Source organism: Streptomyces sp. NBC_01016 (genome assembly GCF_026341035.1).
In the GTDB taxonomy this organism is placed as follows: domain Bacteria; phylum Actinomycetota; class Actinomycetes; order Streptomycetales; family Streptomycetaceae; genus Streptomyces.
This window is the reverse complement of record NZ_JAPEOQ010000002.1, coordinates 3535218-3548163: the sequence shown is the minus strand read 5'-3', so window position 1 is coordinate 3548163 and position 12946 is coordinate 3535218. Positions and strand designations below refer to the sequence as shown.

The 12946-nt window shown below is 70.5% G+C and carries 12 protein-coding genes; 5 read left to right on the top strand and 7 right to left on the bottom strand.

Going from position 1 to position 12946, the window contains the following annotated elements:
* Nucleotides 1–6: 6 nt before the first annotated feature.
* From OG746_RS42865 to OG746_RS42855, 3 genes are read left to right on the top strand one after another with little or no spacing between them, the layout of a single operon-like run.
* Nucleotides 7–2400 carry a xanthine dehydrogenase family protein molybdopterin-binding subunit gene (locus OG746_RS42865; protein ID WP_266725760.1) on the top strand — a complete coding sequence of 798 codons (2394 nt, stop codon included), beginning with the start codon at nucleotides 7–9 and terminating at the stop codon, nucleotides 2398–2400.
* The gene (locus tag OG746_RS42860; protein ID WP_266724642.1) at nucleotides 2397–2936 is read left to right on the top strand and encodes a (2Fe-2S)-binding protein; all 540 of its coding nucleotides are present in this window, start codon (nucleotides 2397–2399) and stop codon (nucleotides 2934–2936) included. Before OG746_RS42865 ends, OG746_RS42860 begins: the two co-directional genes overlap by 4 nt.
* The gene (locus tag OG746_RS42855) at nucleotides 2927–3619 is read left to right on the top strand and encodes an SRPBCC family protein (RefSeq protein ID WP_266724640.1); all 693 of its coding nucleotides are present in this window, start codon (nucleotides 2927–2929) and stop codon (nucleotides 3617–3619) included. The genes OG746_RS42860 and OG746_RS42855 overlap by 10 nt, the downstream gene beginning before the upstream one ends.
* A 12-nt stretch (nucleotides 3620–3631) precedes the next feature.
* On the opposite strand, the gene OG746_RS42850 is transcribed toward OG746_RS42855, so the two are convergent.
* Both OG746_RS42850 and OG746_RS42845 read right to left on the bottom strand, forming a co-directional pair.
* Nucleotides 3632–4384: an IclR family transcriptional regulator gene (locus tag OG746_RS42850; RefSeq protein WP_266724638.1), complete on the bottom strand. Its 753-nt coding sequence runs from the start codon at nucleotides 4382–4384 to the stop codon at nucleotides 3632–3634.
* Nucleotides 4385–4447: 63 nt separating this feature from the next.
* Nucleotides 4448–5764 (bottom strand): MFS transporter, encoded by a 1317-nt coding sequence (locus OG746_RS42845; protein ID WP_266724636.1) that lies wholly within the window; start codon nucleotides 5762–5764, stop codon nucleotides 4448–4450.
* 181 nt (nucleotides 5765–5945) lie between these two features.
* Here OG746_RS42845 and OG746_RS42840 point away from each other — a divergent pair, with 181 nt between their 5' ends.
* Entirely contained in the window at nucleotides 5946–6917 is a 972-nt protein-coding gene (locus tag OG746_RS42840) for a 2-hydroxyacid dehydrogenase (RefSeq protein WP_266724635.1), read from the top strand.
* A 21-nt stretch (nucleotides 6918–6938) separates the two neighbouring features.
* Here the strand turns inward: OG746_RS42840 and OG746_RS42835 are convergent, their stop codons facing one another.
* A complete protein-coding gene (locus OG746_RS42835; RefSeq protein WP_266724634.1) occupies nucleotides 6939–7349 on the bottom strand; it encodes a (R)-mandelonitrile lyase in 411 nt (136 codons plus the stop codon).
* Nucleotides 7350–7377: 28 nt separating this feature from the next.
* Nucleotides 7378–8214 carry an SDR family oxidoreductase gene (locus tag OG746_RS42830; RefSeq protein WP_266724632.1) on the bottom strand — a complete coding sequence of 279 codons (837 nt, stop codon included), beginning with the start codon at nucleotides 8212–8214 and terminating at the stop codon, nucleotides 7378–7380.
* Nucleotides 8215–8353: 139 nt separating this feature from the next.
* On the opposite strand from OG746_RS42830, the gene OG746_RS42825 reads away from it, so the two are divergent.
* On the top strand, nucleotides 8354–9220 hold the full coding sequence (locus tag OG746_RS42825; RefSeq protein ID WP_266724630.1) for a helix-turn-helix transcriptional regulator: 867 nt from the start codon (nucleotides 8354–8356) through the stop codon (nucleotides 9218–9220).
* Nucleotides 9221–9238: 18 nt separating this feature from the next.
* On the opposite strand, the gene OG746_RS42820 is transcribed toward OG746_RS42825, so the two are convergent.
* The 3 genes from OG746_RS42820 to OG746_RS42810 are packed head-to-tail and all read right to left on the bottom strand — an operon-like array spanning nucleotide 9239 to nucleotide 12801.
* Nucleotides 9239–10741: a peptide MFS transporter gene (locus OG746_RS42820; protein ID WP_266724628.1), complete on the bottom strand. Its 1503-nt coding sequence runs from the start codon at nucleotides 10739–10741 to the stop codon at nucleotides 9239–9241.
* Nucleotides 10738–12177, bottom strand: a complete 1440-nt coding sequence (locus OG746_RS42815; protein WP_266724626.1) for an NAD(P)/FAD-dependent oxidoreductase — start codon at nucleotides 12175–12177, stop codon at nucleotides 10738–10740. The genes OG746_RS42820 and OG746_RS42815 overlap by 4 nt, the downstream gene beginning before the upstream one ends.
* A gap of 51 nt (nucleotides 12178–12228) precedes the next feature.
* Nucleotides 12229–12801, bottom strand: coding sequence for a helix-turn-helix domain-containing protein (locus OG746_RS42810; RefSeq protein WP_266724624.1), 573 nt, complete (start codon nucleotides 12799–12801; stop codon nucleotides 12229–12231).
* Nucleotides 12802–12946 lie beyond the last annotated feature (145 nt).

Sequence of the window (12946 nt, the reverse complement as noted above, 5' to 3'; positions counted from 1 at the left end):
TCGCCCATGACACACCCGGATGCGCCGAAGACACACCCGGCAGACGACAAGGGGCGGTTGACCGGGCGGTCGGTGGCGCGTCGTGAGGACCCGCGGCTTCTCTCCGGGCGCGGCCGGTTCGTCGACGACATCGCGCTGCCAGGCATGCTGCACGCCCAGTTCGTGCGCAGCACGGTCGCGCACGGCGAGATCGCCTCCGTCGATCTGACGGCGGTACGCGACGTGCCGGGCGTGGTCGCGGCCTTCACCGCCGACGACCTGGAACTGACGGACATCACGGCCGAACTCGGACGCCCTCGCTCGGAGTTCGTGCCCACGGCCATGCCGGTGCTCGCCCGTGACCGGGTGCGCTACGTCGGGGAGCCCGTCGCGATCGTGGTGGCGCGCGACGCGTACGCCGCGGAGGACTGCCTGGAGGCGGCCAAGGTCCGCTACACGACCCTGCCCCCGGTGACCTCCGAGAACGAAGCCCTGGCGCCCGGCGCCCCGCTCGTCCACGAGGAGGCCGTGCGCAACACCCTGGTGGACGTCTCCCTGTTCGCCACGGAGGGCATCGACGAGGTCTTCGACGCCGCCTCGTGTGTCGTCCATGTCGAGTCGCGGACCGGCCGACAGAACGCCCTCCCCCTGGAGACACGAGGGGCCGTCGCCCACTGGGACGACCGGGAGGAACAGCTCGTCCTCAACACCTGCACCCAAGTACCGCACCAGGTACGGACGGTGGCCTCCCGCTGTCTGCGCCTGGACGAGCGGGCGGTGCGGGTCGTGGTGCCGGACATGGGCGGCGGCTTCGGCCAGAAGTGTGTCGTGGGCCGCGAGGAGATCGCCGCGGCCGCCGCCGCGCTGCGCCTGCGCCGGCCCGTGAAGTGGATCGAGGACCGCAAGGACGCGCTGTCCGCCTCGTTCCTCGCCCGCGAGCAGCACTACGACGTGCGGGCCGCCTTCGACGCGGACGGACACATCCTGGGGCTCGACGCGGACGTGGTGTGCGACATGGGTGCGTACTCCTGCTACCCGTTCACCGCGGGCATCGAGCCGCTGATGGCCTCGGCGGAGATGCCCGGCGTCTACAAGGTACCCGCCTACCGGGTGCGCGGCCGTGCGGTCACCACCAACAAGGCGCCCACCGCCCCGTACCGCGGAGTGAGCCGTCCGCAGTACGTGATGGTGATGGAGCGTCTCTTCGAGCGCGCCGCACGCGAGTTGGGCCTCGACGCGGTCGAGATCCGTCGCCGCAACGTCATCACCGAGTTCCCCTACACGGGCGTCAACAACATCACGTACGACCCCGGCTCCTACCTGGAGTCGCTCGACCTGTGCGAGCGGCTCGTCAAGGACGAGGGCTGGTACGAGAAGCAAGCGGCCGCGGCCACCGAGGGCCGGTACCTCGGCATCGGCTACTCCTGCTTCAGCGAGCGCACCGGATACGGGTCCACGGCCTTCGCCCAGCGCAAGATGCAGGTCGTCCCCGGCTTCGACATCTCCGAGGTGCGGATGGACACCAGCGGAGCGGTCACCGTCACCAGTGGCACGATGAGCCACGGGCAGAGCCACGAGACGACGTTCGCGCAGATCGTCGCCGACGAACTCGGCCTGGAACTCGGCAAGGTGAAGCTGCATCAGGGCGACACCGACCGGGTCACGTACGGCTACGGCACCTTCGCCAGCCGCTCCGTCACCATCGGCGGCAGCGCGGTACGGATCGCCGCCGCCAAGCTCGGCGAGAAGCTGTGCCGGATCGCGGCGGCGCTCTGGGAGACCGACCCTGGTGAGGTGGAGCTGACGCGCGGCGGCGTGCGGCGCAAGGACGGCAGTGACCCCGCGTTCCTCACGTACGAGGAGCTGGCCGACATCGCGTATCTGCGCGCCCACCTGCTGCCCCGTGACATCGAGCCGGGACTGAGCGCCACCGCCACCTTCGACGTGTTCAACGACGGCACCTTCTCCAACGCCACCCACGCCGTCGTCGTCGAACTCCACCAGGGCACCGGGCAGGTGGAGATCCTGCGCTACGTGTGCGTCGAGGACTGCGGCGTCGCCATCAACCCGCAGGTCGTGGAGGGGCAGTGCCGTGGTGGCATCGCCCAGGGCATCGCGGGCGCGCTCTTCGAGCAGGTGACGTACGACGCGCAGGGCGAGCCGTCGGCGACCAGCTTCATGGACTACAAGGTGCCGACCGCCCACGAGATCCCGGACGTGCTCATCCACCACCTCGAAACGCCGTGCACGTTCAACGAGACCGGCGCCAAGGGCGCGGGCGAGGGCGGCACCATCGGCGCGCCCGCCGCGGTCCTCAACGCCGTCAACGACGCGCTGCGGCCGACGGCTGTGGAACTCGACCACACCCCCATCACCCCGGAGACGGTGCACCGCGCCCTGAACCTGGAGCCCACCTCATGACCACCACCCCGGACAACCTGCTGCTGCTTACCTTGGACGTCAACGGCGAGGAGCACGAGGTGATCACCGAGCCGCGCCGCACCCTCGTCGACGTGCTCCGCCACGATCTGCGTCTGACCGGCACACATGTCGGCTGCGAGCACGGCATCTGCGGGGCCTGCACGGTCCTGGTCGACGGCCGGCCCGCGCGGGCCTGCCTGATGTTCGCCGCGCAGGCCGAGGGCGCCCGGATACGTACCGTCGAGTCCCTCGCGGACCCGGCGACCGGTGAACTCAACGATCTGCAACGGTCGTTCACCGAACACCACGGCCTGCAGTGCGGCTTCTGCACACCCGGTTTCCTGATGCTCGCGGACGGCTTCCTCGCCGAGCGTCCGGAGGCCACCAAGGAGGAGATCCGGGAGGTCGTGGCAGCCAACCTGTGCCGGTGCACCGGCTACCAGACCATCGTCGAGGCGATCGACTCCTGCGCCACGGCCCGCCGCGCCGGCTGCGCCAAGACCTGCACCGCAATCGAGGAGACAGCATGCAGCTGACCAACACCGTCGTCGTCAACGCCGCTCCGGACGCGGTGTTCGCGCTCGTCAGCGACGTGGAGAAGGTGGCGTCCTGCATGCCGGGCGCGGCCCTCGATGGCCGGGACGGCGATGCCTGGCGGGGCGCGGTCAAGGTCAAGGTGGGACCGATCAGCGCCGCGTACGCGGGAACGGTGCGGTTCCTGGAGGTCGACACCGAGAAGCGCCGGCTGCGTGTGCACGCGAGCGGCGCCGACACCCACGGCAACGGTGACGCCGAGGCCGAGGTGGTCCTGGACATCGGCGAGGCCCCGGAGGGCGCACGTCTTGAGCTCAGCACGGATCTGCTGATCCGCGGGAAGCTGGCCCAGTTCGGCAAGGGCGCGATCGCCACGGTCTCGGACCGGATCCTGCAACAGTTCGCGCAGAACCTCGGGAATCTGCTGCTCGATCAGGGGTCCGCCGCCACGGGCGCCGCCCCCGCTTCGGCGGCACAGCCCAAGGCCGCGACCACCGGGACTCCCACCGCGCCCGCCGAACTCGACGGACTGTCGCTGGTCGCGGGGCCGCTCCTGGCCAAGTACGGCCCGGTCGCCGCGGGTCTCGCCGTCGGGCTCGTCCAGGGATGGCTGTTCGGCAAGCTGCGGGCGCAGTCGGCCCAGCTGAAGGACCTGCGCCTGAAGGACCTGCGCCGGCAAGGGTGACCCGTACGACGGTCACCTGCCGTACGCCGCCGCCTCCCGCGCCGCCGTCCGCAACAGCGGAACCATGTCGTGGAGTTCCTCGCGGCCCGTGAGGACGACGGTGGCACCGAGGGAGAGGGCGAGCTGCGGCGGCCCGCCGTCCGGGTCGGCGGCCGGGACGCACACGGCGATGGAGCGGACCCCGCGCTCGTTCTCCTCCTCGGCCTCCGCCCAGCCGAGCTCCCGGACGCGGGCCAGTTCGGCGCGCAGCTCGTCCGGGTCGCTGAGCGTGTTGGGCGCGCTGCGCGGCAGCGGACCGGCCAGCAGGCGCTCCTGGTCGGCCTCGGGCCGGGCCGCGACGAGGGCCTTGCCCAGCGAGGTGGCGTGCCAGGGGTTGCGGGTGCCCTCGTCGCTGCGCAGTTGCAGGTGCTGGCTGCCCTGCACGGAGCGGACGAGGAGGACCTGGTCGCCGTCGAGGATGCCCGCGATGACGACGAGGCCCGTGCGCTCCGCCAACTGCCGCATGGGGCCGAGGAGATGGTTGAACCCGGCCGGCGTCCGGTGGAAGCCGTGCGCCAGCTCCAGGGCGCGCAGCCCCAGGGCGTAGGTGCGTGCGCTGGAGTCGTGGACGACGAAGCCCTCTTCGGTCATCCGGGCGAGCAGCCGGTGGGCGCTGCTCACCGGCAGCTGCGCGGCGCGCGCGGCGGCGCTGACACCGAGGCCCTCGGGGTGGCGGGAGAGCGTGGTGAGCAGCCTGAGCCCGCGGCCGAGCATGTCATCGCTCATGGTTCACGCCCGCCCCCACCTGTGCCTTCGTCGCCGAGTTGCTTGTCTGTTCGCTGCCGAAGCTTACGTGGCGTGGTGTTCGCCGACCTTGGCAGCCGGTGTTTCGAGCGCCGCGGGCCGTCGTACGAAGGCCATCAGCGCGGCCGAGATCAGCGTGCCGATCGCCATGACGGCGAAGGCGCCCATGTCACCCATGGAGCTGCCGCGGATCCAGCCGACGAGGTACGTGCCGACGAACGAGCCGAGCGCGCCGAAGGAGTTGACGAGGGCGATGGCCGCTCCGGAGACGTTCTTGGGCGCCTGGTCGGCGACGAGCGCGAAGTACGGACCGTAGGGCGCGTACAGGCAGAGGCCGGCGACGATCAGGAGCACGAACGACATCGCGAAGGAGGAGTGCGCGAGGTAGGAGCCGTACAGCGTGAGGGCCGCGACCACCAGCCAGGGCCAGATCGCCAGGCCGCGCCTGCCGCTGCGGTCGGAGAGCTGGGAGTTGACGAGCATCGCGATCGAGGCGAAGAGGTACGGGACCGCCGAGAGCAGGCCGGTGGCGCCGATGCCCTGGCCCGACGCCTCCTTGATGATCGAGGGCAGCCAGAACACGAACCCGTACACGCCGATCGACCAGCAGAAGTACTGGGCGGCCAGGATGAGCACCGGACGCGAGGAGAGCACCTTGCGGTACTCGGCGGTGCGGGCCACGGCGACGGTGGGCTCCTTCGCCAACTCGGCGTCGAGCTCGGCCCGTTCACTCTCGGGCAGCCACGTGGCCTCCGTGGGATGGTCCTTGATCATCTTGAGGCAGAGCAGGCCCCACAGCACGGCAGGGAAGCCCTCGATGATGAACATCTCGCGCCAGCTGGTGGCCTCGATGAGCAGCCCGGAGACGGCGGACAGCCACATCACGGTGACCGGGTTGCCCAGGATCAGGAAGGTGTTGGCGCGTCCGCGCTCGCGCTGCGTGAACCAGCGGCCGAGCAGCATCACCATGGACGGCATGACCGCGCCCTCGACCACGCCGAGCAGGAAGCGGACGGCCACCAGCATGGCCGGGCTGTGCAGCATGCCTTGGACGGCGGCGAGCACTCCCCAGGCGATGGTCGAGTACGCGACGAGGCGGCGGGCGCTGCGGCGCTCGGCGTAGATGGTGCCGGGGATCTGGAAGAAGAAGTAGCCCAGGAAGAAGGAGGCGGCGACCAGCGCGTCCATGCCGCTGGACATGTTGAGGTCATCGGCCATGCCGCCGGCCGAGCCGATCGAGTAGTTCGACCGGTCCAGGTAGGCGAGCGAGTACGTGACGAACGCGATCGGGATCATGTGCTTGGTCCGCGTGGACGACCAGAATCCACTGCCGCGTGCGGCGCGGGACGACGTCGCTGTCATCCGTCACACCTCCTGTTTTCCGTGAGGGTTTCCGAGACACTTTCCCGAGGCAATTTTCCGTGGGGTGGAAAGTGTTCTGTGAGACGGAAAGACGTTAGGGTCGACGCGTCGCCAGGTCAACAGCCTTGGCGGATCCGTGATTTGCCGCGCTTCGGCCGATGCCGCCCGGAAAGGTGCATGTATGCCCAGCCATGACTCCACCCACCTGTCCGACCGGACAGGACCCGGTTCCGAGGCGCCCGATGTGCTGGTGCCCTGGCCCGATCTCGAGCGCGCGCACGGTCCGTGGCCGGACGGGGTGCGCGTCCATGTGTGGGACGGGGTGACACCCATCGGGCTCGACGCGGAGCAGCTCGCCCGGATCGGCTACTGGGTCATGCCGTACGCGACGCCCGAGGCCACGAAGCTGCTCCCCGAGCTCACGGGGCTGCGCGCCGTGCAGTCGTTGAGCGCGGGCGTGGAGAAACTGCGGCCGCTGCTGCCCGAGGGGGTGGCGCTGCACAACGGGCGCGGGCTGCACGACGCGAGCGCCGCCGAGCACGCCCTCGCGCTGACCCTCGCCGCGCAGCGTGACCTCCCGCGGTGGGTGCGCGACCAGGACGGGGGCCGCTGGGAGCCGCACTTCACGCGCTCCCTCGCGGACTCGCGGGTGGCGATCGTGGGCTACGGGTCGATCGGTGCGGCGCTCGAACAGCGCCTGCTCGCGTGCGAGGCCACCGTCGTGCGCGTGGCCCGCCGCGCCCGCCCCGACAGCGACGTCCACGCGGTCACGGACCTGCCGGAGCTGCTGCCGCAGGTGGACATCGCGGTGCTCGTGCTGCCCGAGAACCCGTCCACGGTGGGCCTGTTCGGCGCGGCCGAGCTCGCCGCACTCCCCGACGACGCGCTTGTCGTCAACATCGGCCGCGGCCGCACCCTGGACCCCGACGCGCTGCTCGCCGAGACCCGCACCGGCCGGCTCCGCGCGGCCCTCGACGTCACGTCCCCCGAGCCGCTCCCCGCCGACCACCCGCTGCGCGCGCTGCCGGGCGTCCTCATCACGCCGCACGTGGGCGGCGGTTCGGCGACGTTCCGGCCGCGCGCCGAGCGCCTGATCGTCGACCAGGTACGCCGCTGGGCGAGCGGCGAACCTCTGGTCAACGCGATGGAGTAGACGGGGACGTGAAGTCCGCTATCAGGAGGTCGCTCCCAGCGCACTCTCGTACTGCTCGTCGGTGACCGGCTCCAGCCAGGTGGTGCCGTCGCCGCCCGAGTCACCGACGACGATGGCGATGTGCGCCATGAACGTGGTGTCGGTGGCGCCGTGCCAGTGCTCCTCGCCTGCCGGGCACTTGATGGTCTCGCCCGCGCTCGCGCGCACCACGTGTCCCTCGCGGGTGCCGACGAGGCCGACGCCGTCGGTGATGTGCAGGGTCTGGCCGTTGGCGTGGGAGTGCCAGTTGGTGCGGGCGCCGGGGGTGAACCGGACGTGTCCGACGGCGAGGTGGGCGGGGGCGGCCGGGGCCTCGATGAGGTTGAGGTAGACATCGCCGGTGAAGCGTTCGGCGGGGGTCTTCACGGTGGGGGTGCTGGTGATGTGTTCCATGGCGCGTTTCCTTGCGGTCGTCGTGGGATCAGGAGGTGTGGTCGAGGCCCGAGCCCAGCTCGCGGGAGGCCGCCACCTGGGCGAGCAGCTCGTTCGCCTTGGCCTCGACGGCGGCGAGGCAGTCGTCGCCCGCGACGAAGCGCAGCGGCGGCTCCTCCCGGTCGGCCACCTTGAGCAGGGCATCCGCCAGCTTCGCAGGGTCGCCGGACTGCTGCCCGTTCATGGACTCCCACTGCTTCTTCGTGGCGGCGGTGCGCTCGGCGTAGTCGTCGATGGAGCCCTCCGCGTACGTGGTGGAGGCGTCGACGAGCAGCTCGGTGCGGAAGAAGCCCGGTTCGACGATGGTGGTGCGGATGCCGAACGGCTCCACGTCGTGGCGCAGGCTCTCCATGAAGCCCTCGACGCCGAACTTCGCGGCGGAGTACGCCACGCAGAAGTCGACCCCGATCGCGCCGGCGAGCGACGAGATGGTGATGACATGCCCGGAGCGCTGGGCGCGCAGCACGGGCAGGGCGGCGCGGGTGACATTCATCGGGCCGAACAGGTTCGTCTCGATCTGCGCGCGGACCTGCGCGTCGCTGAGCTCCTCGAAGAACCCGGCGTAGAAGTTCGCCGCGTTGTTGATCAGCACGTCGATGCGCCCGAAGCGCTCCACGGCGGCGCGGACGGCACGCTCGGCGGCCTCGGGGTCGGTGATGTCGAGGGCGGTGGCCAGCAGGTTGTCCTGCTCGCCGCCGAGCGCCTCGACGACGCGCTCGGGCCGGCGTCCTGTGGCCACGACCTGGTGTCCCGCGGCAAGGGCGCGGCGCGCGATGTCGGCGCCGAGGCCACGGCCCGCGCCGGTGATGAAGAAGACTCTGGTCATGCTGCTGCTCCTGTGGCTGTTCTTCCTGCGTAGCTGCCGATATCGAGGAAACCGCAGGTCACCGGAGTGGAGAAGGGTCTGCCGTTACAGGTACTGACAGGACCCCCCACATGCGCACATCCCGCCTTAGCCTGGAAACGTGAGCACCGAGAGCGACATCCGCGAGTTCCTGGCCTCCCGCCGCGCCAAGATCACCCCGCAGCAGGCGGGCCTGCCCGCGTACGGCGGGAACAGGCGCGTGCCGGGGCTGCGGCGCGAGGAGGTCGCGCTGCTCGCGGGGGTGAGCATCGACTATTACGTGCGCCTGGAGCGCGGCCATCTGGCCGGCGCCTCCGAGGAGGTCCTCGACTCCGTCGCGAGTGCGCTCCAGCTCGACGACGCCGAGCGCGCGCACCTGTACGACCTGGCGCGCGCCGCCGCGAAGCGCCCGGCCCGCCGTACCAAGCGCAGCCGCGGGCCGCTGCCGGACAGTGTGGTGCGCGTGCTGGATTCCATGAGCGACTGCCCGGCTTTCATCCGCAACGGCCGCCTGGACGTCCTCGCCACGAACCCGCTGTGCCGCGCCCTGTACAGCCCGCTCTACGCGGACGCGTCCCGGGAGCCGGTCAACATCGCCCGCTTCCAGTTCCTCGACCCGGCCGGGCGCGAGTTCTTCCCCGAGTGGGAGGAGTCCGTGAACACCACGGTGTCGCTGCTGCGCACCGAAGCCGGTCGGGCGCCCGGCGACAGCGGTCTGACCGGCCTGATCGGCGAGCTCGTCACCCGCAGTGACGAGTTCCGCGTGGCGTGGGCGAAGCACAACGTGCGCCTGCACCGCACCGGCCGCAAGTCCTTCCGGCACCCCGTCGTGGGCGAGCTCACCCTCGACTTCGACGCCATGGAGCTCCCCGCCCAGCCGGGCCTCACCCTCACCGCGTACAGCAGCGCGCCGAACACCCCGGACCACGACAAGCTGCAGCTGCTCGCGGCGTGGGCTGCGACGCCGGAGACGTCCGTCGAGCAGTAGGGACACCAGGCACGCCGGTCAGCTCTCCAGACCCGCGTTCAGCAGCCGGCCCAGCGGCTTGCGGGTGGCGATCAGCGCGAGCCCGATCCCGATGCCGCACACGGCCGTGATGGTGAAGTACGAGGCGTTGTCGATCGCCGTGAACAGCTGGCCGAGCAGGCCCGCGAGGGATGAACCCAGGGCGAGTGTAAGGAAGTTGAGACCGACCATCTGGGAGCGGAAGGTGCTCGGGCCGATCCGGGTGGCCAGGGAAAGGCCGATGGGTCCGACGAAGACCTCCGAAGAACCGGCCGCCGCCATGAAGACGAGGATGAGGAACAGCGGGATCTGCGCGTTTCCTGTGGCCTCGGACAGCACCAGCAGGAACAGATAGGCGCAGCCGATCTGGGTAAGGCCGATGGCGACCTTGGTCACCGGACCTGGCTGGCGCTCCCCGAGGCGGGTCCACAGCCGGGCGATCAGCGGCGTGATGAGCACCGCCGCGAGCGGGCTGACCGTCGTGATCCAGGCGACGGGGAAGGTCCAGCCGCCGATGTGCAGATCGATGCGCTCGGTGATGAGGATGGAGATCGCGGTGAACTTCTGGAAGAGGAACCCGAAGTAAATACCGGAGGCCAGGAACAGCGGCAGATAGCCGAGGACGCGGCGGCGTTCGTCGCGGCTGACCGCCTTCGAGGTGGTCATGGTCAGGAAGTAGACGGCCGCGGCCACGAGTGCGGCCACGGTCACCACCGTGGACAGGTTCTCCGCCCGCAGCAGCCCGGCGCCGACGGCGCCGCCCACCACCGCGAGGAAGCCGACCGCCACGAGTGCGGCCAGTGGCCGACGGCCCGCCGGGAGCGGGTTGTTGACGGTGTGGGCCCGCGCGGGCAGGTGCTTCATCGACAGGAGGTACTGGACGAGCGCGCCGGCCATGCCGATCGCGGCGAGCCCGAAGCCGTAGTGGAAGCCGAGCTCGTTCTGCGCCAGCCCTGTGGTGAGCGGGCCGACCACCGCACCGATGTTGATGGCCATGTAGAAGTACGTGAATCCGGCGTCGCGGTAGCGCTCGTCGGGGTGCTGGTCCAGGACGAAGCCCACGATCGAGGTGATGTTCGTCTTCAGCGCGCCGGTGCCGAGCACGATGCACACCAGTCCGGCCGCGAGTCCGGTGACACCCGGGGCGAACGCGAGCACCACGTGTCCGGCGGTGATGACCACGGCGCCGTACAGCACCATGTTCCGGGGGCTGACGAGCCGGTCCCCCAGCCAGGATCCCAGGACCTGCGACAGGTACACGGCTCCGCCGTACGCGCCGACGATGCCCGAGGCGACGGCCGGGTCGAGGGCGAGGCCGCCGTCGGCCACCTTGTACAGCAGGTAGAAGGAGAGGATGCCCTGCAGTCCGTAGAACGAATAGCGTTCCCACAGCTCGGTGAAGGCCATGCTCCACAGGCCGCGCCGCAGGGACCGCTCATCGGCCGCATCCCGGCGTGCGCCGTCTTCGCGAAGTGCCGTGTCGGGCACGGGAGTTCCGGTCATTCGCTGAGTCCTGCCAATCTCGAACCGACGCGGGCGATGAGCGAGGTGCTGTGGGAGTGCCGCTTCTCCTCCCAGCGGTCGGCGACGCCGAACAGCCGGTACATCGCGTGGACGCCGATCCAGCGCAGCGGTTCGGGTTCCCAGCGGCCCGAGTCGTGGTCGTTCCACGGCAGCCGCGTGAGGTCGGTGTCCCGGCCCTCGGCGCGGTCCAGGAGGGTGCGCGCCGCGAGTTGGGTGGCGGTGACCCCGTGTCCGGCGAAGCCGCGGACCACGCCGATGCGGGTGGCCGGGTCGAAGGTGACTCCGGCACACCAGTCGCGGGTCACTCCGATCGCGCCGCGCCAGGCGTGGTCGACGGTGAACCGCACGTCGGGGAAGAAGAGTTGGATCCGCTCGCTCAGGGTGCGCACCGTGCGGGCGTCCACGCGGCCCTCACCGGGCATGCCGGAGTTGAACGCGTACGGCGTGCCGCGGCCGCCGATGGCGATGCGGCCGTCCTCGGTGCGCTGGGCGTAGACGAAGGTGTGGGCGGCGTCGCCCAGGCACTCCCGCCCCTCCCAGCCGATCCGCTCCCACACGTCGTCGGGGAGCCGATTGGTCACGATCATCGAGGAGTTGACCGGGATGACCTCGCGGGCGCCGAGCGCGGGGACGTCGCTCTCGACCTGTCCCGAATACGCTTCCAGGCACGTCAGGACGGTGGTGGCGCGCACGGTTCCGCGGGGTGTGGTGACGGCGCCGGGTGCGATGCGGGTGGCGCGGGTGTACTCCAGGATGCGTACGCCCTTGGCGGTCACGACGTCGGCGAGCCCGTGGACGAGCTTGGCCGGGTCGACGCGCGCCGTGGTGCGATTGTGCAGGCCGCCGAGCGCGGGACCGATCGCGATGCGCTCCTTGACGGCTTCTGCGTCGAGGAGTTGGAGGTCGTCGGCGCGGTAGCCGTTGGCGAGGTCGGCGGCGTGGGTGAGTTCGAGGCGCTTCATCGCGGCGGGGGTGGTGGCGACGCGCAGGTGTCCGCCGCGCTGCTGGTCCGCCTTGATGCCCTCCTTGTCGAGGACGCGGAGGACCTCGTCGACGGCGCCGTCCATCGCGCGCTGGAACGCGGCGACGGCGGCGGCGCCGTCCTGGCCCCGCTTGCGGGCGGCCTTCGCGTAGACGGCGCGGTTGCCGGGGATGAGCGGGGAGAGCCAGCCGCCGTTGCGCCCGGAGGCTCCGTAGCCGACCTCTTCGGCCTCGAGGACGGTGATCTTCGCGGTGGGGTGTTCCAGAGCGGCGTGATAGGCGGCCCAGAGGCCGGTGAGACCGCCGCCGACGATGACGAAGTCCTGTGTCCCGTCGGGTAGTTGGTCGTCGCGTTCAGGCGGGGTGCCCGCGGCCGGTGAAGGCCGGGAGGCCTGCATCCAGTGCGATATCTCGCCGTTGCGGTAGGCGGTCATCGGTGACTCCTTCGTGCACGTGCGTACGCCCAGTGGGCGCTGAGTGGGCGCTCAGTAGGTGGGAGGTGCCATCGCCCACAGGACCCTGGCCTCGTCGGTGCCCGTGGCCTCGGCGACGCGGTGGGGGTCACTGCTGCGGTAGTGGATGGAGTCGAGGGCGGACAGCCGGTGGTGCTGGCCGCGCACCCACACGTCCACCTCGCCGGTCAGGACGAGCAGCAACTCCTCCGAGCTGCCGTGCGTGTACGGCTCGACGCCCGTGGAGCCACCGGACGTGAAGTGACCGAGGAGGACTTCGAGATGGTCGAAGGCCCCGGGGGTGAGCTTGATCTTCGTGGCACCCTTGCCGAACGACATCCCGTGGGTGTCACGGAACCGAAGGACGGGCCCGGCCGCGCTCCCCGCCTGGTCGAACAGGTCACCCACCGTCAGTTTCAGTACCTCGCACAGCCGTTGAAGCGTGCGCACGCTCGCGTTCGCCTGATCGCGCTCGACCTGCGAGAGGTACCCCTCCGTGAGCCCTGTCCGCTCAGCCACTTCCTTCAGGGTGAGATGGAGAGCTTTCCTGCGGCGGCGCAGCCGTGCGCCGACCTCGGCCGGGGGGCCGGAGTGATCGTTCGCCATGGCCGGAACCTAACAAGCCTGTGGCCGGACAACAATGGGTTGTGCTGTCATCAATTTTTTCTTTACTGGGGAGCGACCACGGGGACGGCTACTCATCGGCCACACCAGAACCTTTACTTGCCTACTAGGAAAGTCGCGCGTAACT